This window comes from Mesorhizobium sp. P2_B11 (genome assembly GCF_056404855.1).
On record NZ_JBFUDF010000003.1, the window covers coordinates 311,952 to 332,083 of the forward strand.

Sequence of the window (20,132 nt, forward strand, 5' to 3'; positions counted from 1 at the left end):
GACGCATGTCGCTCAAAAGTGGGGACCAGTTTTGAGGGAACGCCATGCGAAAGGCATTGAAATAACGCCGAAAGGGCGCAATCCAATCATGTTCTTCAAGCGAGTTGGTCAATTGAAAGCGCCGCATAGGGCTGTTTTCCTGGCGCTTTCGGTGGTTGTGCCGTCGCTGTTCCTCTCGGCCTGCATGTCGTCGGAGAAAGACGTCGATCTGTCGACCTATGTCGACCAGACCGAACCGGCCGACGTCCTTTACAATCAAGGCCTTGCCAATCTCAATGCCGGCCGCCTGGATGAGGCGAGCAAGAAGTTCGACGCCGTCGACCGCCAGCATCCCTATTCCGAATGGGCCCGCAAATCGATGGTGATGGGTGCCTTCGCTGATTACCGCGCCGGCCACTATGACGAAGCGATCGGCTCGGCCAAGCGCTATCTCACGCTCTATCCGTCGACCGACGACGCCGCCTACGCCCAGTACATTATCGGCCTGAGCTACTACCGCCAGATCAAGGACGTCACCCAGGATCAGAAGGAAGCACGCCAGACCGTGCAGACGATGCAGGATCTGGTGACGCGCTGGCCGACCTCGGAATATGTCGACGATGCCAAGGAAAAGATCCGTTTTGCCAACGACCAGCTCGCCGGCAAGGAGATGCAGATCGGCCGCTACTATCTTGAGCGGCGTGAATACATCGCCGCCGTCAAGCGCTTCCGCAATGTGGTCGAGAACTATTCCAACACCCGCCATGTCGAGGAAGCGCTGGCGCGCCTGACCGAGAGCTACTATGCGATGGGTCTGGCCTCGGAAGCGCAGACGGCCGCGGCCGTGCTCGGCACCAACTATCCGGACAGCCAGTGGTACAAGGATTCCTACAAGCTCTTGCAGAGCAATGGGCTTGAGCCGCGCGAGAATGCCGGGTCGTGGATATCCAAGGCCGGAAAGCTGATCACCGGCGCCTGACGCCTCTACTGAAGCGGGCACAGCGCTTTTCGGATTGATCCGACGCTCAAACAAAAAGATAGTGCGGCGCTGCGACTCCCGCGGCGCCGTTTTTGTTCAAGCATGCCGTTGTCGGCGGGCGACATGCGATAGGTTCGGGTTCTGATGCTTTCCAGACTGTCGATCCGCGATATCGTCCTGATCGAGAAGCTGGATATCGACTTCCAGCCCGGCCTTTCCGTGCTGACCGGTGAAACCGGCGCCGGCAAATCCATCCTGCTTGACGCGCTGTCGCTGGCGCTTGGCGCGCGCGGCGACGCTTCGCTGGTGCGTCATGGCGCGGCCCAGGGGCAGGTGATTGCCGTGTTCGACGTGCCGCGCAACCACCCGGTGCGCGCGCTGCTGGCCGAAAACGCCATCGAGGATGACGGCGACATCATCCTGCGCCGGTTGCAGACGGCGGATGGGCGCACGCGCGTCTTCGTCAACGACCAGCCGTCGAGCGTCACCCTGATGCGCGACATCGGCCACGCGCTGGTCGAGATCCACGGCCAGCACGACGAGCGCGCCCTGGTCGATCCTGGCGCGCATCGCGAATTGCTGGACAGTTTTGGCGGCCATCTCGGTGCTGCACGAGCGACGGGCGAGGCGTGGCGCTATTGGCGAGGCTGTGAGCAGGACTTTGCCAGACATCGCGCCAAGGTCGAGGCAGCGGCGCGCGAGGCCGATTATCTCAGGGCTTCGGTGGCTGAACTGGCAAAGCTCGATCCGCAGCCCGGCGAGGAGACGCAGCTGGCCGAACTGCGCGCCACGATGATGCGGGCGGAAAAGATCGCCTCGGAAATACACGATGCGCAGGACGTGCTGTCAGGGCCGTCCTCGCCGCTGCCGCAGCTGGCCAGCCTGCTCCGGCGCCTGCAACGCAAGGCGAGCGAAGCGCCGGGCCTGCTCGAGGATGTGGTGAAGTCGCTGGACGAGGCGATGCTGTCGCTGGATGCGGCACAATCGGGCGTCGAGGCAGCGCTTCGCGCCACCGAATATGATCCGCAGCGGCTGGAGAAGGCGGAAGAGCGGCTGTTTTCGCTGCGTGCGGCGTCACGCAAGCACAGCGTCGCGGTCGACGATCTGGCGCAGCTGCGCGACACGATGTCGGCCGACCTTGCCGATCTCGACGCCGGCGAGGGGCGCCTGCATGTCCTGGAAAAGCAGGCTGCCGCGGCGCGCGAGGCGTACGATGTTTCGGCGGCCCAGCTGTCCTCGCTTCGCCATGCGGCGGCGGTCGGCCTGACCAAGGCTGTCATGGCCGAACTGCCGGCGCTGAAGCTCGAGCGGGCCGAGTTCATCGTCGGGCTGACCAGTGATGGCGAAAACCGCATGGAAGAAGGCATCGACCAGGTCGAGTTCTGGGTGCGCACCAATCCCGGCACAAGGCCCGGCCCGATGATGAAGGTCGCGTCCGGCGGCGAGCTGTCGCGCTTCCTTCTGGCGCTCAAGGTGGCGCTGGCCGACCGTGGCTCGGCGCCGACACTGGTCTTCGACGAGATCGACGCCGGCGTCGGCGGCGCCGTGGCCGATGCCATTGGCCTGCGGCTGGCGCGGCTGTCGAAGCGGGTGCAGGTGCTGTCGGTGACGCATGCGCCGCAAGTCGCGGCGCGTGCGTCGACGCATTTCCTGATTTCCAAATCCGGCGGCTCGGACAAGGTCGCCACCGGCATTGCCGAGATGGACCGGGCGGCGCGCCAGGAAGAGATCGCGCGCATGCTGGCCGGCGCCACGATCACCGACGAGGCGCGCGCGGCGGCGGAGCGCCTGTTGCGAGAGAATACTGCAGCTGCATAAGGGGCGGCAGATGCTGGAAATAGCCTTTCGAAAACGAGTCAGGATATGGCGGCATCCTGCTGTTCGGGTTTGATTTTTCCACAACCTATCTCGCTGCCGGCAAATCCTGATTTATAGTGGCCCACCAGAATTCGAGGACCGCGCCGCATGTCTGAAAAACCAGTCGAATCGTTGAGCGAAAGCGAAGCCGCCGATGAGCTCGCGCGGCTGGCCGAGGAGATCGCCGGCCATGACCGGCGCTACCACGCCGAAGACGCGCCGACGATCACGGACGCCGAGTACGATGCGCTGCGGCGGCGCAACCTTGCCATTGAAGAGCGCTTTCCCGGTCTGGTGCGCGAGGATTCGCCATCGCTCAGGGTCGGTGCAGCGCCGGCGGAAGGCTTTGCCAAGGTGCGCCATGCGGTGCCCATGCTCAGCCTTGCCAAGGCCTATACAGATGAGGACGTCACCGACTTCATCGACCGTGGCCGACGCTTCTTCGACCGCGACAAGGATCTCGACATCGCCTTTACGGCCGAGCCGAAGATCGACGGTCTTTCGGCGTCGCTGCGCTATGAGCGTGGCGTGTTCGTACAGGGCGCGACGCGCGGCGATGGCGCTGTCGGCGAAGACATTACCGCCAATCTCAGGACCATCGCCGACATTCCCGCCAAGCTGAAAGGCTCGGGCTGGCCCGAGACGATCGAGATCCGTGGCGAGGTCTACATGACCTATGCCGAATTCGAAGCGCTGAAGGCGCGTTCGGCGGCGGTCGGCGGCCAGGACTATGTCAATCCGCGCAACACGGCGGCCGGTTCGCTGCGTCAGAAGGATGCATCCGTCACCGCCAGCCGCAACCTCAGATTTTTCGCCTATGCCTGGGGCTACACGACGGCCGACCCGGCGCCGACCCAGTACGAATCCGTGCAGAAATTCGCGGAGTGGGGGTTCAAGGTCAGCCCGCTGATGGTGCGGGCGAAATCGGTCGAGGATCTCATCGCGCAGTATCACAAGATCGAGGAGCTGCGCTCGTCGCTCGGCTATGACATCGACGGTGTCGTCTACAAGGTCGACCAGCTGGAACTGCAGCGCCGCTGGGGGTTCGTCACCGGTGAGCCGCGCTGGGCGGTCGCGCACAAATTCCCGGCCGAACAGGCAATGACCACGGTGCAGAAAATCGACATCCAGGTCGGCCGCACGGGCACGTTGGCGCCGGTGGCGCGATTGGCGCCAGTCACTGTCGGCGGCGTGGTGGTCGAGAATGTCACGCTGCACAATGAGGATTACATCAAGGGCTTTGACAGCAACGGCCTGCCGATCCGCGACGGTATCGATGTGCGCATCGGTGACACGGTTGTCATACAACGGGCTGGCGACGTCATTCCGCAGATCGTCAGCGTCGTCATCGACAAGCGGCCGAGCGATGCCGTGCCCTACGAATTCCCGCACATTTGTCCGGTCTGCGGTTCGCCGGCGACGCGCGAAATCAACGAGAAGACCGGCAAGGAGGATTCGCGCCGCCGCTGCACCGGTGAGCTGATCTGCGCCGCGCAGGCCGTGGAGCGGTTACGCCATTTCGTGTCGCGCGGGGCGCTTGATATCGAGGGCCTGGGTGCGGAAAACATCGATCTGTTCTTCAACTCGGGACTGGTCAAGACCGCCGCCGATATCTTTACGCTCAGGGATCGCCGTCCCGCCGTCACCAGGGCGCTGGCCGAGCGGCGCGAGGAGCAGGCCAGGCAGCGCGAGGCGGCATCGGGTAAGGCGCGCAAGAATGTGCGCGGCGTCGAGGACCGCAACTATGAAGGCCTCGACAAGCTGTTCGCGGCAATCGATTCGCGCCGCGAGCCGGAACTCGACCGTTTCATCTTCGCGCTCGGCATCCGCCATATCGGCGAAACCACGGCCGCCGTGCTTGCCAAGACCTTCTCGACCATCGAGGAGCTGATCCGCGTCGGCAAGGAGACGGCGGAGGCCGAGGATCCGCACAGCGTCTTCCCCTCGATCAACGGCATCGGCGACACGGTGATCGATGCGTTGCGCGATTTCTTCGGCAATGAGCGCAACGACGACGTGCTCGACAGACTGCTCGAAAAGGTCAAGCCGAAGCCCTACATCGTCACCGTCTCGGCCGACAGCGAAGTTGCCGGCAAGACCATCGTCTTCACCGGCACGCTGGAAAAGATGACGCGCTCCGAAGCCAAGGCGATGGCCGAGCGGCTCGGCGCCAAGGTGGCGGGGTCGGTGTCGGCGAAGACCGATCTGCTGGTCGCCGGGCCGGGTGCGGGCTCCAAACTGAAACTTGCCAGCGAACTCGGCGTCGAGGTCATCGACGAGGACACATGGCTGCAACGGGTCGGCAAGGCATGACCGGCGGTTCGTTCAAAGGGTTTGGCCAAAAAGCCATCCCGTTCCTGAAGGCGCTGGACTTCCACCAGAGCCGCGAATGGTTCCAGGAGAACCGGGCGCTATACGAGAGCGAATTGCACGAGCCGTTCTGCGATCTGGTCGAGACGTTGACCGAGCGCTTCGCGGACGCCGGACTAGGCCTGCGCGGCGATCGCAAGAAGTCGCTGTTTCGCATCAACCGCGACGTGCGCTTCGCCAAGGACAAGCGGCCCTACAACCAGCATCTGTCTGCCATGCTGTCGCCGGACGGCACCAAGATGGAGCAGGGCGTGTTCTTCGTCTATGTCGGGATCGACCGCTGCTTTGCCGACGTCGCCTGGTGGAACCCGGAGCCGCCGCTGCTGCTGGCAATGCGCAAGGCGATTATCGCCCGGCCAGCCGAGTTCCGAAAACTGCTTTCAACGCTGAAGAAAAACGGCTTCGAACTCGAAACCGAGGGCCGCTTGAAGCGCACGCCGCGCGGCTTCGAGCAGGTCAACGAACCCGATCTTGTCGACGCCATCCGCCACCGGCACTTCTACGTCCAGCACATGATCGATCCGGCCGGTATCCACGCGCCGGCGCTGGTCGACGAGCTTGTCGACTTCACCTTGCGCGCCAGGCCGCTGCTCGACTGGGGCAGGGCGATCCAGGGCACGGCGCCGCGGAGCTAGCCCGGACGGCTACATCCGCATCAAAAGACCGCCGTCGACGGCGAGCTCAATGCCGGTGATGTAGCTCGCCGCGTCGGAAAGCAGGAAGAGCGCGGCATTGGCCATGTCCTGCGGCGTGCCGATGCGGCCGAGCGGGGTGTAGTCGGCAACGGCTGCGCGCTTCTCCTCGGTGTCCCAGCGCGCCTGCAGCGGCGTCAGCGCCATGCCCGGGCAGATCGAATTGGAACGGATGCCATCGCCCGCCAACTGCATGGCGAGCGACTTCGAAAGCGCACAGACGCCGGCCTTGGAGGCCTGGTAGGCGTCCTGCGGTTTGAGATCGCCGCGATACCACTGGATGGTCGAGAAATGCACCATGGCGCCGCCGCGGCCGCCCGCGCGCATATGCGGAACGACAGCACGCGCCGTGTGGACAAAGGATTTCAGATTGATGTTGAAAACCTGGTCCCAGACATCGAGATCCATTTCAAGGGCCGACTTGTCGCGGCCGAACCAGAGCACGCCGGCGACATTGGCGAGATAGTCGATGCGGCCGCGCGCGCGGCCGGCAGCATTGATGGTCTGTTCGACAAAGGCGGCATCGGTGAGGTCGCCCTGGGCGAAGGTGAGCCGGTCGTCATAGGCGGCAAGCGAGGCCGGACGCGGCTTGATGTCGATGGCGGTGACGGAGGCGCCGGCATCGAGCAGCGCCAAGGTGATGGCTTCACCCATGCCGCCGCCGGCGCCGGTGACGACTGCGTGCCTGCCGGTGAAATCATAAGCGATCATCTGAAACCCCTTCGCGCCCCGTTACATCAGTTTCGCTGATCTGTTGGCTCAAGCGAATTCGTCTGACTTTTCAAACGTTGACTCCTACATAACAGCGCGATTGGGAAATGTGACATGTCGGCAGAGACCTTAACCGAAAAATCTGTGGCCAGCGATTTCTGGGACGGCGTGCGGCTGTCTATACCGGTGGTCGTCGCTGCGGCGCCGTTTGCGCTGCTGTTTGGCGCCATTGCCGTCGACAATGGCCTTTCCGTTCTCGAAGCGACTTTGATGAGCGCGCTGATCTTCGGCGGTGCCAGCCAGATGGTCGGCATCGAACTGTTCGGCCAGCATGTCGCGCCATGGCTGATCGTGCTGTCGATCTTCGCGGTCAATTTTCGCCATGTGCTCTACTCCGCCGGCATCGGCCGGCGCATCGCACACTGGCCCGTGATCAGCCAGGCACTGGGCTATTTCGTGCTCACCGATCCGCAGTTCGCGGTGGCCGAGCGCAAGGCCGAAGCCGGCGAGATCGTTGGCTTCGCCTGGTATATGGGGCTTGGCCTGCCGGTCTATGTGTTGTGGGTGATCGAGAGCGCGCTGGGCGCGGTGTTCGGCAAGCTGATCCCTGATACACACGCACTCGGCATCGATTTCCTGCTGCCGATCTATTTCCTTGGCCTTGTGCTGGGCTTTCGCAAGCGGCCGCTGTGGCTGCCGGTGGTGATTGCCAGCGCGGCCGCCTCGATCGTTGCCTACAAGACGGTGGGCTCGCCCTGGCACGTCTCCATCGGCGCCGTTGCCGGCGTGCTTCTGGCCGTCATCTTGCCGCCGCACCATAGCGGCGTGGAGGCAAAGCGATGAGCACGACCTTCTGGATCATCCTTGCCGGCGCAGTCGCCACCTATCTCACCCGCATCGGCGGCCATCTGGTGATCTCGCGCTTCGACCACATCCATCCGCGCGTCGAGGCCGGCCTCAATGCCGTACCGGCGGCTGTGCTGACGACACTGGTGGCGCCCGCCGCGCTCAGCGCCGGGCCGGCGGAATGGGCGGCACTGATCGTCACCGCTGTGGTCTCGCTGCGTGGCGGGCTGATGGCGATGTTCTTGGCCGGAGCTGCTGTGCTGATTCTGGCGCGCCAGTTCGTTGGGTAGGCAAGTCTGCCGGCGCGATTGCTTCGAAAGTACGCGCTGCCCCTCATTGCCCTGCCGGGCATTTCTCCCCGTAAACGGGGAGAAAGAGGCTCTCGTTAGATCTTGGCGTCGTGCGGCAGCGGTGCTGTCGCTTTCTCCAGCCAGGCCAGCGTCTCGCCATCGAGCATCGGGCCGATCTCGGCCAGCACCCAGGCATGGTAAGTATCCAGCCAGTGCAACTCCTCGCGGGTCAACAGGTCGGTGCGTATCAGCCTGACGTCGATCGGCGCCAGCGTCAGCGTCTCGAAGCTGTGCATGGCGATATCGCCGCCTTCCACCGGTTCGGCCGATGTCACCAGGATCAGGTTCTCGATGCGAATGCCGTAGGAGCCTTCCTTGTAATAGCCGGGTTCGTTGGACAGCATCATACCGGCGAGCAGTTTTTCGGTGCCGGTGCGGGCAATGCGCTGCGGCCCCTCATGCACGGCGAGATAGGAGCCGACGCCGTGGCCAGTGCCATGGGCGAAGTCGCAGCCATGCTTCCACAGCGCCATGCGCGCCACCGCGTCGATCTCCGAGCCGCGCGTGCCGGCGGGAAAGCGCAGTGTCGAAATGCCAATCATGCCCTTCAGCACCAGCGTGAAGCGCTCGCGCATCTCTTCGGTCGGCTGGCCGATCGGCACGGTGCGGGTGATGTCGGTGGTTCCATCCTGATACTGAGCGCCAGAATCGAGCAGGAACAGCTCGCCCTTTGCCAGCTTGCGGTTGGTGGCGCGCGACACGCGGTAGTGCATGATGGCGCCATTCGGGCCGGCGCCGGAAATGGTGTCGAAGGAGACGTCGCGCAGCGGCATCTGCGTTTCCTCGCCGGTCTGCCGGCGCGTCTCTTCCAGTTTGGTGACGACGGTTATTTCGTCGAGCGAACCCGGCTTCTGCCGCTCCAGCCAGCACAAGAGCTTCGCCACCGCCGCGCCATCGCGGCGATGCGCGGCGCGGCTGCCGGCGATTTCGGCCTGGTTTTTGGTGGCGCGCGGAATGCGGGCGGGATCAGGCGCGGCAACAAAGGTGCCGCCATTGTCCTCGACCAGCATTCTGAGCTTCTCCGCCGCCAGCACCGGATCGAGCGCGATCTTTGCGCCGCCCTTGGCAAGGGCGACGACCGCCGCCTCGAATTCGCCGGGCTCATGCAGGTCGGCAAGCTGGGTGAGATAGGCGGCGACGGTGCGCGAAAATTTTCGGCTGTCCATGAACAGCTGGTGCTTGCCATCGGCGGCGAGGATGGCGAAGCCTAGCGCCAGCGGCGTGTGCGGCACGTCGCCGCCACGAATGTTGAAGGCCCAGGCGATCGAGGAGGGGTCGGTCAGAACCGCATGCGTGGCGCCGTCCTTGCCGATTGCCGCTGCCAGCCGTGCCAGCTTGTCCTTGGCCAGTTCGCCGGCAAAGCCGATCGGGTGGATTTCGACCGGCGCTGCCGGCGGCTCGGGCTGATCCTTCCAGATGATATCGATCGGATTCTTGTCCAGCGGCACCAGCGTCGCGCCGGATTGCTCTGCCGAGGCTTGAAGCGCCTTGACCTCAGCGATCGTGTGCAGCCAGGGGTCGAAGCCAAGCCTGGCGCCCTTGCCGAGATTGTCCTTGATCCAGACGGCCGGAGGATTGTCGACGAGGCTCTCGATGGCAAAAATGTCGAGATCGACTTCGCCACGTACCTGCAGTGTGTAGCGGCCGTCGACGAACATGAAGGCGCGGTCGCGCAGCACAAGCGCGACGCCGGCCGAACCGCTGAAGCCGGTCAGCCATTTCAGCCGCGCCGAGCGGTCGGCGACATATTCGCCCTGGTGTTCGTCCGCGCGGGGCACCAGGAAACCATCGAGGCCATTCTTAGCCAGCCATTCCCGCAGCAGCTTCACGCGCGGCTTGCCGACGCTGGGATCGCCAGCGGAATCGAAGGTCTGGAACATGGCTGGTTTCCTCCTGTACTTGGCGCGACCGTAGCGCATGGCCCGGAAAACCGGAATCGATTTTCAACAATCGCAACAGGCTCGGATTGGTCCAGTTAATGCTTGAGGTGGATGGTCACCCAGCCTTCGCGATGCAAGGTCCTGACATGGCGGAAATTCTGGCCGACATAGGCCGAGATCACCGCGTTGCACTGGCGATCGAGAATGCCGGACAGCACGATCGAGCCGCCGAGGCTGATATGCCTCGCCATTTCAGGCGCCAGCCGCATCAGCGGCCGCGCCAAAATGTTGGCGACGATGAGGTCGAAAGGCGCGCGCTTGCCGAAGATCGGGTGGTGGAAGCCGGGCGCTGTTACCGTTTCGACCAGCGCCTTGACGTGGTTGAGGCGGGCATTGGCGGCGGCAACCCTGACCGCGATCGGATCGATGTCGGTCGCCAGCACTGGAATATGCGCCAGCTTGGCAACCGCGATCGCCAGCACCGCGCTGCCGGTGCCGAGGTCGAGAGCATTTTTCGGATGCTCGCGGCGCACGACCCGCTCCAGCATTTCCAGGCAGCCGGCGGTGGTGCCGTGATGGCCGGTGCCGAAGGCAAGGCCGGCCTCGATCTCGATGGCGAGTTCGCCGCTGTGACGCTTCCGGCGGTCATGCGCGCCATGGACGAAGAAACGCCCGGCGCGCACCGGCTTCAGTCCCTCCAGAGAACGCGCCACCCAGTCGATATCGGGCAGCACTTCGCGTTCAATCGGCTTCGACAGGGAGAGGCCAGAAAGGATATCTTTCAGCCGGACCTCGATCCCCTCGACATCGCCGTCGGCGTAGAGCGAGACTTCGTGGATGTCGCGGTCTTCGTCGACCTCGAGCACGGCGATCGGCAGGCCTTCATCCTCGAAAGCCACTTCGAGCGCGGCAAAGATACGGTCGGCCTCGACCTTCCCAGCAATGAAATGGAGCCGTGTCTGACCCATCAGCTTTTGGCGCCCGCCGCCAGCCGCTTCAGCTTGGCAATGGCGGTGTCGGCGCTCTCTCCGTAAGCGATCGTACCGGAGAACTCGCCCTTGGCATTGAGCAGCAGCGCAGAGGCGGTGTGGTCCATCGTGTAGTCGCCGTCGCCGGTGTCGACCTTCTTCCAGTAGATGGCGAACGACTTCGCCATGGCGTGCACCTTGTCGGGATCGCCCGATATGCCGACGATGCGGTCGGAGAAATTGCTGACATAAGTGTTCATCACCGGCGGCGTGTCGCGCTCTGGATCGACGGTCACGAAGTAGGCGTTGAGGTTTTTGCCGTCGTCGCCCAGCGTCTTCAGCCAGCCGGCCATTTCGAACAAAGTGGTCGGGCAGACTTCCGGGCAATGGGTGAAGCCGAAGAAGACGATGCTGGGTTTGCCCCGGAAAGCGGCTTCGGTGATCGGGGCGCCTTTCTGGTCGACCAGCGTGAACGGGGCGCCGAACGGCTCGCCGCCATAATGGCCCTTGTACCAGTCGAAGGTGAGCCAGCCGATGCCGGCCGCCATCAGAACGAGAATGCCGACCAGGATTGCACGCATCATCGGGAAATGTCCGTCGTGATTTTGATGGGCGCCGAATTGGCGCCTGCGGCGGCAGTCTTAGCCGGTAGCGGCGGTCAAGGCAAAGATGCCGCGTTGCCGCAACCCGCTCTCGATGCGGCCGGAGTTACCAAACCGTAATTTGACCGATTCGGGCCCCTACCTATCTTGACGGTCTGTTCTCTTACTGTGGAACCAGCCAATGTCGGATATGTCCGTTGCTTCCTACTCGAAAACCCAGATCGGGCTGCATTGGAGCATTGCGGCCCTGATCCTGATCCAGTTCCTCGCCCATGACGGCATGGAGCATGTGTGGCGTGCCTTTCGCAGGGGGCAGGAGGCTTCGCCCGGGGATGTGCCACTGGCCTATATGCATGTCGTCATCGGCCTGGCGGTGCTGGTCCTGGCTTCATGGCGGGTCTGGCTCAGGGCGACGCGCGGCGTTCCGCCGGTGTCGGGTATGGAGCATCCTGCGTTGAAACTGCTCGCCAAGGCGACGCATTTCGTCATCTACGCGCTTATCTTCCTCGTGCCGCTCTCGGGCGCCGCCGCATGGTTCCTTGGTGTGCCAGGGGCCAGTCTGGTGCATGTGCTGGGCAAGAACATCCTGCTCTATGTGGTGCTCATGCACACGGCAGGCGCACTGGTTCAGCATTTTTTCTTCAAGACCGACGTGCTGCGGCGAATGCTGGCATTCCGGCAGGCTTGAAGTTCTGATGCATGTCGTTATCTCAAAACCGGGACCACTTTTGAGCGACATGCATTTGCTTGCAAAGCCAGGCTGCTCGCCCCACCTGTGATCGGCAACCAGAACCTGAGGAGGCTACGTTGCAGAGACGGATTGGGCAAAAACTGTTCGGTGGCGCACTGGCCGCATGCATTGTTCTTGGCGCTGGTGCCGCCGCGGCCGAGGAAGTCGGCAAGGTCGGCGTCGACTGGCTCGGCAATGACATTATCGTCGAGGCGATCAAGGACCCGAAGGTCGACGGCATCACCTGCCACGTCTCCTATTTCGACCGCGGCGTCATCGACCGGCTGCAGAAAGGCAACTGGTTCGAGGACCCGTCGGATTCGTCGATCTCGTGCCGCCAGACCGGGCCGATCACCATCGGCGACATCGACATGAGCGAAGGCGGCGAGGAGGTGTTCAAGCAAGGCATCAGCCTTATCTGGAAGAAGCAGTTGGTGAACCGCATCTACGACAAGAAGAACGAGACGCTGATCTACCTCTCGCATTCGCGCCAGGTGCAGGACGGCTCGGCGAAAATGTCGGTGACCACGGTGCCGCTGTTCGGCCAGAGCGTGGTATGGACCAACGGCCAGCCGAAATAGGGCGGTAACTCTGGGCTGTTTGGCGGCGCAACATTGCTTCCGCAATTGCGCTGACGGACGATTGGCCCCGCTTGCGGGACCAATCACCGACGCGACAATTGCTTCCGCAATTGCGCGGGGGTAAATCCGCGCCATGGACCGTACCGAAAACCTCGTCCTCAAAGACCCGGAGCCGCGCATCCATCCGACCGCGGAACTGAAGGCGTGCAAGCTTGGCCGCTATGCCTCGATCGGCGAGCGGGTCGTGCTGCGCGAGGTCAATGTCGGCGATTTCTCCTATTTCGAGCGCCACGCCGAGGCGATCTACACGACCATCGGAAAATTCTGCTCGATTGCCGCCAACAGCCGCATCAATGCGCTGGAGCATCCGATCGAGCGGATAACCCAGCACAAGCTCAGCTACCGGCCGAACGAGTACTTCCGCTGGCTGGGCGTCGATGCGGCGTTTCGCGCGCGGCGGCAGGCCAAGGCTGTCAGCATCGGCAACGATGTCTGGATCGGCCATGGCGCTGTCATCATGCCCGGTATCAGCATCGGCAATGGCGCCATTGTCGGCGCTAATGCCGTGGTGACCAGGGATGTGCCGGCCTACACGATCGTTGCCGGCGTGCCGTCGAAGCCCTTGCGACGGCGTTTTACGCCCGAGATCGCGGCGCGGATCGAAAGCCTCGCCTGGTGGGACTGGCCACCGGAAAAGCTCGCCAAAGCGGTTCCCGACATGCAGGTCCTGGCGATCGAGGACTTTCTCGACCGCTGGGAACAGGAGCCTTCCTAGCGCAGCACTCTGAGGCAGGAACCCCTTCCGCTATGCGGGGGTGGCGCAGCGGAAGGGGCTTTGGAGGTGAACCGCTGTGAAGCGGAAGGAACAGGCTCTCCGGCCTGCACAGGGACTATGGCAAGAAACCCATAAGGCGGCTTTTCCCGGCGCTGCCCTTTTGGCGTGTGTTCAATTGCATCGGCGATATCACGCGAGACAGGGAACCCGGAGCGGCTGCCGATTGTTTCTTGCTGAGCGACGAACGCGGTGTCGTTCGGTTCGCCGCGCCTTGGCCATTGAGGGATTTTGAATTGGAAAAGCTGTTTACCAGGATCGCCAACTTCGTTGCCCATCTGGCCGGGCTGCCGCTGACCTTTGTCGGCTGCTGCGCGATCGTTATCATCTGGGCGGTCAGCGGGCCGTTCTTCGGCTTTTCCGATACATGGCAGCTGGTCATCAACACCGGAACGACGATCATCACCTTCCTGATGGTGTTCCTGATCCAGAACACCCAGAACCGCGACGGCGCGGCGGTCCAAGCCAAGCTCGACGAACTGATCCGGGTCAGCGAAGGCCACAATCATTTCATCGGCATCGAGCATCTGACCGAAACCGAGGTCGAGGAAATCAGAGACAAATGCGAGCGCGCGGCGAAACGACATGACACCGAGATCGCCGAATTGGCCGCCAAGAAAGCGGTGACGCAGAAGCGCACTGCGAAAAAGCGCGCGGCCTAGAGTCTCAGCTTTGCGTGAATTCGCCGCTCAGCGCTCCATGAAGGCCGCGAAGGCGTCCTTGTGTTCGGGGTGCCAGCGCGAGAGAGCAGGGCGGTTCTCGATGATGTCGCCGATCGCCCAGGCCATGCGTTTTTCGTCCGTCGGCCGCTTCACCTCATTGTCGGGGCAAAGGATGTAGAAATCGCCACGCATGAGCGAGGCCAGCATGAAGTCGATCACCTGCTCGCCGGTCCAGGCGCCGGCCGGTTTTTCCGTCGCGCCTTCGGTGATGCCGGTGAAGGTGAAGCCGGGGATGAGAAGATGCGCCGCGAGTTTCGCGCCGGGCTCGTTGCGCAGTGCGTGCGCCAAGCCTTCGGTGAAGGTCTTCAGCGCCGATTTGGAGACGTTGTAGGCCAGATTGCCGGGCGGCGTGGTGATGCCTTGCTTGGAGCCGGTGTTGACGATCAGGCCTGATATACCCGACGCCAGCATGGCCGGTGCGAAAGCTTCGACGCCGTGCACGACGCCCCAGAAATTGATGTCGATCAGCCGCTTCCAGGCCTCGCCGTTTTCCCAGGGTTTTCCCGGATTGTTGCCGACGCCGGCATTGTTCATCAAGAGCGATACGGCGCCGAAGGCATGGTGCGTCGTCTCCGCCAGCCGGGCGAGCTCGTCGGCCTTCGAAACGTCGGTGGCGACGGCAAGCACGCCATCCTCACCAGTGATCGCGGCGACCGCTTGGCGGGCTGCATCGAGGCGCGCGCCGCCAATGTCGGCCAGCACAATCTTCATGCCCATAGCCGCCAACTTCCTGGCCGCGGCAAGGCCGATGCCGCTGGCGCTGCCGGTGATAACGGCGACATTGCCGGGGCTGAGGGCGGGCAGAGCGGACTGGATTTCGGCGTTGGAGGTCATGGGCTTTTTCCTTGGGTTCAGGTGGCGCCGAACTTAGCGCGGGATGCGCTTCGCGCAAGGCCGGCCAGTGTGTTCGGGTTGACCGTATCGGCGCTGGCTGCGCATGGTGAGAGTGAGTCTTAGTTTTACGCAGTTCCGGACGGAAAACCGTGTCACACTTTTCCTGGAACTGCTTTAGGAGACTGCCGATTGACCGACTGGATCGCAATCCTGAAGGAGCAGACCGCCACCGGCGACCAGATGGGCCGCGAGGTGCCGCAGATGCTCGCCAATCCCGACATCAGCGAAGCGCAGGTGAAGACGCTGTTTTCGGCATTGGAAAAACAGGCCGAGTTCGTCGAGAAATTGCGCATGGCGCTGGAGAAATTCGGCCATGATTTTCCGATCATCAAGTCGGCGGAACGGCTGGAGGAGCGCTATGCCGATCTTGCCGCCTCGGTCGCCGAAAAGCTGAAGGCGATGCGCAAGTAGCGCGCTACTTTTCGATCATTCGCGAAAACCGCCTATCCGGCACGAACCAGATGGCGGCCACCAGAACGTAGATCGCAACGCTGATCCACTGGTTGACGAAGGTCAGCAGCACCGCCGTTGTGTAAAGCGCCACCGAAATCTTGCCCTTGCGGTCATTGCCGAGCGCCTTGGCGAAGGCGGTTTCGTTGCCGTGCAGATGGTGCAGCTTGGTCGCAAGAATCGTATAGGCGAGCCCGCATAACACCAGGTCGATACCGTAGACGGCGACCGGCGCCGGGGCGAAATGGTTCTCGCCCATGAAGGCGGTGGTCGCCGGCATCAGCGACAGCCAGAACAGAAGGTTGAGATTGGCCCACAGCACGCGGCCGTCGACGCGCTGCACGGTGTGGAACATGTTGTGCAGATTGTTCCAGTAGATGCCGACATAGATGAAGGACAGGACATAGCAGAAGAAGATCGGCCATAGCGGCAGCAGGGACGAAAAATCCTCGCCGTGCGGCACTTTCAGCTCCAGCACCATGATGGTGATGATGATGGCGACGACGCCGTCGGTGAATGCCTCGACCCTGCCTTTGCCCATGGTTCCTCCCTCTCGTTGGACCGACGTTAAGGGAGATTTCGTGCAAGACCATCCTGACAAGATTGTCAGGAGCGGGGGAGGCAGGTGCCCACGCTTCACCCGTTCGGCGTCTCAGGCGCCATGTTGGCGCGCTGGCGTGGGATGCCGAGGCCGGTGTCCGGCGGTTCGCCGGCGGCCGGACGGTCCTCTATCATGTGCATGGTGCGCCAGCGGCCGAAGCGATAATAGGCGGCGGCCAGCACGAGCGAGGTGATCGATCCCGCCGGAAAGCTCCACCACAGCGCCTCCTGGCCGATGTAGCCGCGCATGAAATAGGCAAAGCCGGTGCGCACGATGAGCACCGAAATCACCAGGATGATCAGCGGCGGCATCACCGCTCCTGTCGCGCGCACCGTGGCGAACAGCACGATGGTGATGCCGAACAGGATGAACGACCAGGACGCCGCCTTGTTGATGTGGGCGGCAATGTCGATGGCCGTGCTGTCGCCGCTAAGGAACAGGCCGAGCACCGGCTTGTCGAAGAAGAACAGCAGCGCCACCAGCGAGCCGGTGAGCACGAGGTTGAAGCCGACGCCGGAGGCGGCGACCTTTCCGATGCGGTCCCAGCGGCCGGCGCCGACGTTCTGCGCCGCCATCGAGGAGACCGCGGCGCCGATGGCCAGCGCCGGCATCTGGATGTACGTCCACAGCTGCGCGGCGATGCCGTAGGCAGCAGCGACCTGCGAGCCGTAGGAATTGACGATGCCCATCACCGTCAGTGCCGCCGCCGAAATGACGATCATCTGCAGGCCCATGGGCACGCCTTTGAAGACGACGATCCTGAGCAGGGTCGGGTCGGGCCGCAGCAGAGCGAGATCGGCGCCGGCGATCCGCAGCGGATGCTTGCGCGCATACAACACAACGAGGATGGCGATCACGCTCACCGTCTGGCCGACCAGCGTCGAGGTGGCGGAGCCGGCAATGCCGAGTTCGGGGAAGGGGCCGATGCCGCGGATCAGCAGAGGGTTGAGCACGATGTCGAGCACGACGGCGAGCGCCATGAAGAAGAACGGCGTGCGCGAATCGCCGGCACCCCGCAGCACCGTCATGACGAAGGACAGAAGGTTCATCATCGGCACGGCGACGAAGATGATGCGCAGATAGGAGCGCGCCAGCGGCAGCGCGTCGGGAGGGGTGCCCAGCGTGTTGAGGATGGCGTCGACCCAGATCCAGCCGCAGACGGCGAAGATCACCGAGACGAGGAAGAAGAAGGTGGCGCTGGTGCCGACAATGCGGCGCGCCTCGGGCAGGTCGCGGGCGCCGACCGATTGCGCCACCAGGATGGTCGCCGCCATGCCGATGCCGAACACGGTGCCAAGGATGAGGAACAGCACCAGATTGGCGTTGGACGTCGCGGTCAGTGCCGATTCGCCGAGAAAGCGGCCGACCCAGACGGCATTGATCGAACCGTTGAGCGATTGCAGCACGTTGGAACCGAGCACCGGCAGGGCGAACAAAAGCAGCGTGCGCGGGATCGGGCCGCTGGTGAGATCGACGGTGCGCCGGCGCGCGGGCATTTTTTCGTCCATGGCGGGCACTCAACGCTGTCTCAGTCCAGTCGCGATGATCGCTGATTTAACAGGCAAGGTCGATGCGGCATCGGAACATTCCGCCTGGCTGCCTCGCGCCAATCAGGTTCTCAAAGCATTCGGAATGGGCTATGGATCGTCGCCGCGTGGGGTGGCAAACCGGGGGGATCATGTCCGACAATCCGCTTTTTTCCGAGCGCCTGAACCGGCGCGTGTTTCTCGGTGCATCCGCCTTGGGCGTGGCTTCCGTGGCGCTTTCGGCCTGCACAACCACTGATGTGGTCGTGCCGCCAGCGCCCGCACCGCCGCCGCCAAGCGACTCGGCTTTCGGCGCTGCCGAAAGCATGTATGCGGCGCGCGTCGACGAAGGTTTTTCGCTGCCGGCGATCCCGGTATCCAAGCTCGATCCGAAATTCGTGCGCCAGATCGTGACCGACCCGACCGGCGAAAAACCCGGCACCATCGTCGTCGATACGTCGGAGCATTTCCTCTATCTGGTGCGCGATGGCGGCAAGGCGATCCGTTACGGCGTCAGCCTCGGCAAGGCCGGGTTCGGCTGGACCGGCAGTGCGGTGGTCCAGGCGCGCAAGAAGTGGCCGGTGTGGACGCCGCCGCCGGAAATGATCCAGCGCCGCCCCGAACTGGCGAAATACAAGGACGGCATGCCGCCAGGACCGCAGAGCCCGCTCGGCGCCCGCGCGCTCTATCTGTTCCGCGACGGCAAGGACACGATGTACCGGCTGCACGGCACACCGGAATGGGATTCCATTGGCAAGAACGCATCGTCGGGCTGCGTGCGCTTCATGAACCAGGATATCATCGACCTCTACAGCCGGGTCAACGGCGTAACCCAGGTCTATGTGCGCCCGAACCTGTCGCCCGCCGGCAAGATCATGGCCGTGTCGAGCCGTACCGCCGAGCCGATCGATGCCGGCACGCCGAAGGATGCGGAGATCTTGAAGTAGGGTGTCTTCGATCCGCTGATCGCCGACAAAAAAGCGGACGCGCCGGGCGCGTCCGCTTTTGTCTGTCGTATGCGGCTACTTCTTGGCGAGGCCGGGAAGCGTGACCTGATAGACCAGGAACATGGTGTCGACATCGGCGCCGTCTTCGGCCTTGTAGGGCGCGCCGACCTGGAAGCCGTCCTGGGCGAGGAAGTCATTGTCGTTGCCGACGAACAGGAAATAATCGTCGGGCAGCGCCGGATCGAGCACGCTGACGACCGACATTGCCTCCCACTTCTCCGACAGGTTGTTCTTGTCGTTCGGCTTGCCGTCATGCAGGCCGAAGCGGCCGAGTTCCTTGTTGTCGTTGATGTCGATGAACGGCGTCAGCTTGGCCGGCGTCACCGAGGGGTCGAGCACGCCCTTGGGCGCCACAGGCTTGTCGGCGGCATCGAAGGCGCCGCCGGCAATGTCGGTTGCACCCGAGACGTCGACGACGAAGATCTGGCGCACAAGCGAAGTATCGCCTTTCACGCCCTGGCCGTTGCCGCTGTCGCGCGCCAGCATCAGGAAGGTCTTGTCGGACAGCGCCACGATCTCGCTCTGCGCGGCGATCTTGGTCTTGCCCTTGTCGTCCTTGAATACCGGCAGCGGCACGACATATTCGTGCGCCAGCTTGAGGTGCGCCGGGTCGGAGGCATCATAGACCAGTGCGCGGGTGTTCTGGCGCGTCGAACCGGAATCGCCGCCATCCTGGCGAGGGGCCGACTGCAGCACCGCGATCAGCGACTTGCCGTCCGGCGTCAGCGCCATGCCTTCGAGGCCCTGGTTGTTCTGGCGGCCGGTTTCGGGATCCTTCGGATCGGGTTCGGCGGCGCCGGGGCCCGGATTGTCGGAGGCGAAGTTCGGCTTGCCCTTGCGCATCGGCACCAGGGCTGCCGGCGGTTGCGTCGCCGACATCAGATGGCCGTCGGCCGAGAAGCGATAGATGTTGGGGCCGTATTCATCGGAGATGAACATGGTGCCGTCGGGCAACCGGGCGATCGCCTCATTGTCGAGCGCCAGCTTGCCGTTGGCCTCGGGCAGGATCGGCATGTCGCCGCTTGCCGCGCGCACGCCGTTCAGCGGGTCGAGGCCGGTGGCGTCGGCGCCCTTGTCGTCGGTGAGCAGCAGGGAATCGGCCAGCGTCGCCTTGACGCCGGACTGTTCCTGGCCGGCGGCGGGCGTGGCGCCCAGCGCGGTCGGCGTAAGCTCAATGGTGATGGTGTTGAGGCGCGGCCGGTAGTCGGTGGTGCCGACGACATTGTAGCCGCGATCGGGCAGCAGCCAGAGCGAACCCTTGTAGCCATTGGCGTCATGCGTCCAGCTTGCGGCATCGATCGACATGCCGGAGCCGGAGCCGAAGGTCTCGCCGAACTTGTCCTTCAGGTCAGCCGGGATGCGGCCGACGCCGACCAGTCCCTTGTTGACGAAGCTGACGCCGCCGACGGTGGCAGTGCTGTCGGCGAGGGCGGGGGTCAAAGCGGTAAACAACGCCAATGCGGCGCCGAGCGACACGGTTCGGTGCGAGATTTTCATGGAGATCCTCTTTGTGACAAGCCTTCAAGCGGCTGAGACTGCAAAGGGCTCCGCGTCG

Annotated in this window: 20 protein-coding genes; 12 read left to right on the plus strand and 8 right to left on the minus strand. The window is 63.5% G+C overall.

From position 1 onward, the window contains the following. Nucleotides 1-88 precede the first annotated feature (88 nt). From AC1DYJ_RS10040 to AC1DYJ_RS10055, 4 genes are all read left to right on the plus strand, one after another. Complete coding sequence (locus AC1DYJ_RS10040; RefSeq protein ID WP_477280475.1) at nt 89-958, plus strand: outer membrane protein assembly factor BamD; 870 nt, start codon at nt 89-91, stop codon at nt 956-958. A gap of 144 nt (nt 959-1,102) precedes the next feature. After that, nucleotides 1,103-2,776 (plus strand): DNA repair protein RecN, encoded by a 1,674-nt coding sequence (gene recN / locus AC1DYJ_RS10045; protein ID WP_477280476.1) that lies wholly within the window; start codon nt 1,103-1,105, stop codon nt 2,774-2,776. A gap of 147 nt (nt 2,777-2,923) precedes the next feature. Continuing rightward, entirely contained in the window at nt 2,924-5,128 is a 2,205-nt protein-coding gene (gene ligA, locus AC1DYJ_RS10050) for an NAD-dependent DNA ligase LigA (RefSeq protein ID WP_477280477.1), read from the plus strand. Further along, a complete protein-coding gene (locus tag AC1DYJ_RS10055; RefSeq protein WP_477281709.1) occupies nt 5,125-5,820 on the plus strand; it encodes a DUF2461 domain-containing protein in 696 nt (231 codons plus the stop codon). The genes ligA and AC1DYJ_RS10055 overlap by 4 nt, the downstream gene beginning before the upstream one ends. A 9-nt stretch (nt 5,821-5,829) precedes the next feature. Here the strand turns inward: AC1DYJ_RS10055 and AC1DYJ_RS10060 are convergent, their stop codons facing one another. Then, the gene (locus tag AC1DYJ_RS10060; protein WP_477280478.1) at nt 5,830-6,588 is read right to left on the minus strand and encodes an SDR family NAD(P)-dependent oxidoreductase; all 759 of its coding nucleotides are present in this window, start codon (nt 6,586-6,588) and stop codon (nt 5,830-5,832) included. Nucleotides 6,589-6,702: 114 nt separating this feature from the next. Between AC1DYJ_RS10060 and AC1DYJ_RS10065 the strand changes: the two genes are divergently transcribed. Both AC1DYJ_RS10065 and AC1DYJ_RS10070 read left to right on the plus strand, forming a co-directional pair. After that, a complete protein-coding gene (locus AC1DYJ_RS10065; protein WP_477280479.1) occupies nt 6,703-7,431 on the plus strand; it encodes an AzlC family ABC transporter permease in 729 nt (242 codons plus the stop codon). After that, nucleotides 7,428-7,724, plus strand: a complete 297-nt coding sequence (locus tag AC1DYJ_RS10070) for an AzlD family protein (RefSeq protein ID WP_477280480.1) — start codon at nt 7,428-7,430, stop codon at nt 7,722-7,724. The genes AC1DYJ_RS10065 and AC1DYJ_RS10070 overlap by 4 nt, the downstream gene beginning before the upstream one ends. A gap of 95 nt (nt 7,725-7,819) precedes the next feature. Here AC1DYJ_RS10070 and AC1DYJ_RS10075 read toward each other — a convergent pair whose 3' ends face one another. The 3 genes from AC1DYJ_RS10075 to AC1DYJ_RS10085 form a co-directional block, all read right to left on the minus strand. Next, nucleotides 7,820-9,664: an aminopeptidase P family protein gene (locus tag AC1DYJ_RS10075; RefSeq protein WP_477280481.1), complete on the minus strand. Its 1,845-nt coding sequence runs from the start codon at nt 9,662-9,664 to the stop codon at nt 7,820-7,822. Nucleotides 9,665-9,759: 95 nt separating this feature from the next. Beyond that, nucleotides 9,760-10,632, minus strand: a complete 873-nt coding sequence (locus AC1DYJ_RS10080; protein WP_477280482.1) for a 50S ribosomal protein L11 methyltransferase — start codon at nt 10,630-10,632, stop codon at nt 9,760-9,762. Next, nucleotides 10,632-11,216 carry an SCO family protein gene (locus AC1DYJ_RS10085; protein ID WP_477280483.1) on the minus strand — a complete coding sequence of 195 codons (585 nt, stop codon included), beginning with the start codon at nt 11,214-11,216 and terminating at the stop codon, nt 10,632-10,634. Before AC1DYJ_RS10085 ends, AC1DYJ_RS10080 begins: the two co-directional genes overlap by 1 nt. Nucleotides 11,217-11,415: 199 nt before the next feature. On the opposite strand from AC1DYJ_RS10085, the gene AC1DYJ_RS10090 reads away from it, so the two are divergent. From AC1DYJ_RS10090 to AC1DYJ_RS10105, 4 genes are all read left to right on the plus strand, one after another. Beyond that, a complete protein-coding gene (locus AC1DYJ_RS10090; RefSeq protein ID WP_477280484.1) occupies nt 11,416-11,922 on the plus strand; it encodes a cytochrome b in 507 nt (168 codons plus the stop codon). 119 nt (nt 11,923-12,041) lie between these two features. Continuing rightward, nucleotides 12,042-12,545: a CreA family protein gene (locus tag AC1DYJ_RS10095; protein ID WP_477280485.1), complete on the plus strand. Its 504-nt coding sequence runs from the start codon at nt 12,042-12,044 to the stop codon at nt 12,543-12,545. 133 nt (nt 12,546-12,678) lie between these two features. Next, on the plus strand, nt 12,679-13,320 hold the full coding sequence (locus tag AC1DYJ_RS10100; protein WP_477280486.1) for a DapH/DapD/GlmU-related protein: 642 nt from the start codon (nt 12,679-12,681) through the stop codon (nt 13,318-13,320). Nucleotides 13,321-13,613: 293 nt separating this feature from the next. Further along, nucleotides 13,614-14,039 (plus strand): low affinity iron permease family protein, encoded by a 426-nt coding sequence (locus AC1DYJ_RS10105; protein ID WP_477280487.1) that lies wholly within the window; start codon nt 13,614-13,616, stop codon nt 14,037-14,039. Between the two features lie 27 nt (nt 14,040-14,066). Here AC1DYJ_RS10105 and AC1DYJ_RS10110 read toward each other — a convergent pair whose 3' ends face one another. Continuing rightward, the gene (locus tag AC1DYJ_RS10110; RefSeq protein ID WP_477280488.1) at nt 14,067-14,933 is read right to left on the minus strand and encodes an SDR family NAD(P)-dependent oxidoreductase; all 867 of its coding nucleotides are present in this window, start codon (nt 14,931-14,933) and stop codon (nt 14,067-14,069) included. Between the two features lie 189 nt (nt 14,934-15,122). On the opposite strand from AC1DYJ_RS10110, the gene AC1DYJ_RS10115 reads away from it, so the two are divergent. Then, nucleotides 15,123-15,404, plus strand: a complete 282-nt coding sequence (locus AC1DYJ_RS10115; protein WP_477280489.1) for a hypothetical protein — start codon at nt 15,123-15,125, stop codon at nt 15,402-15,404. Nucleotides 15,405-15,408: 4 nt separating this feature from the next. Here AC1DYJ_RS10115 and AC1DYJ_RS10120 read toward each other — a convergent pair whose 3' ends face one another. Together AC1DYJ_RS10120 and AC1DYJ_RS10125 are read right to left on the minus strand one after the other, a co-directional pair. Next, entirely contained in the window at nt 15,409-15,984 is a 576-nt protein-coding gene (locus tag AC1DYJ_RS10120; protein ID WP_477280490.1) for a TMEM175 family protein, read from the minus strand. Nucleotides 15,985-16,079: 95 nt separating this feature from the next. Next, nucleotides 16,080-17,552: an MATE family efflux transporter gene (locus tag AC1DYJ_RS10125; RefSeq protein WP_477280491.1), complete on the minus strand. Its 1,473-nt coding sequence runs from the start codon at nt 17,550-17,552 to the stop codon at nt 16,080-16,082. Between the two features lie 170 nt (nt 17,553-17,722). Here AC1DYJ_RS10125 and AC1DYJ_RS10130 point away from each other — a divergent pair, with 170 nt between their 5' ends. Beyond that, complete coding sequence (locus AC1DYJ_RS10130; RefSeq protein ID WP_477280492.1) at nt 17,723-18,517, plus strand: L,D-transpeptidase; 795 nt, start codon at nt 17,723-17,725, stop codon at nt 18,515-18,517. A gap of 75 nt (nt 18,518-18,592) precedes the next feature. Here the strand turns inward: AC1DYJ_RS10130 and AC1DYJ_RS10135 are convergent, their stop codons facing one another. Next, on the minus strand, nt 18,593-20,074 hold the full coding sequence (locus AC1DYJ_RS10135; protein ID WP_477280493.1) for an esterase-like activity of phytase family protein: 1,482 nt from the start codon (nt 20,072-20,074) through the stop codon (nt 18,593-18,595). Nucleotides 20,075-20,132 lie beyond the last annotated feature (58 nt).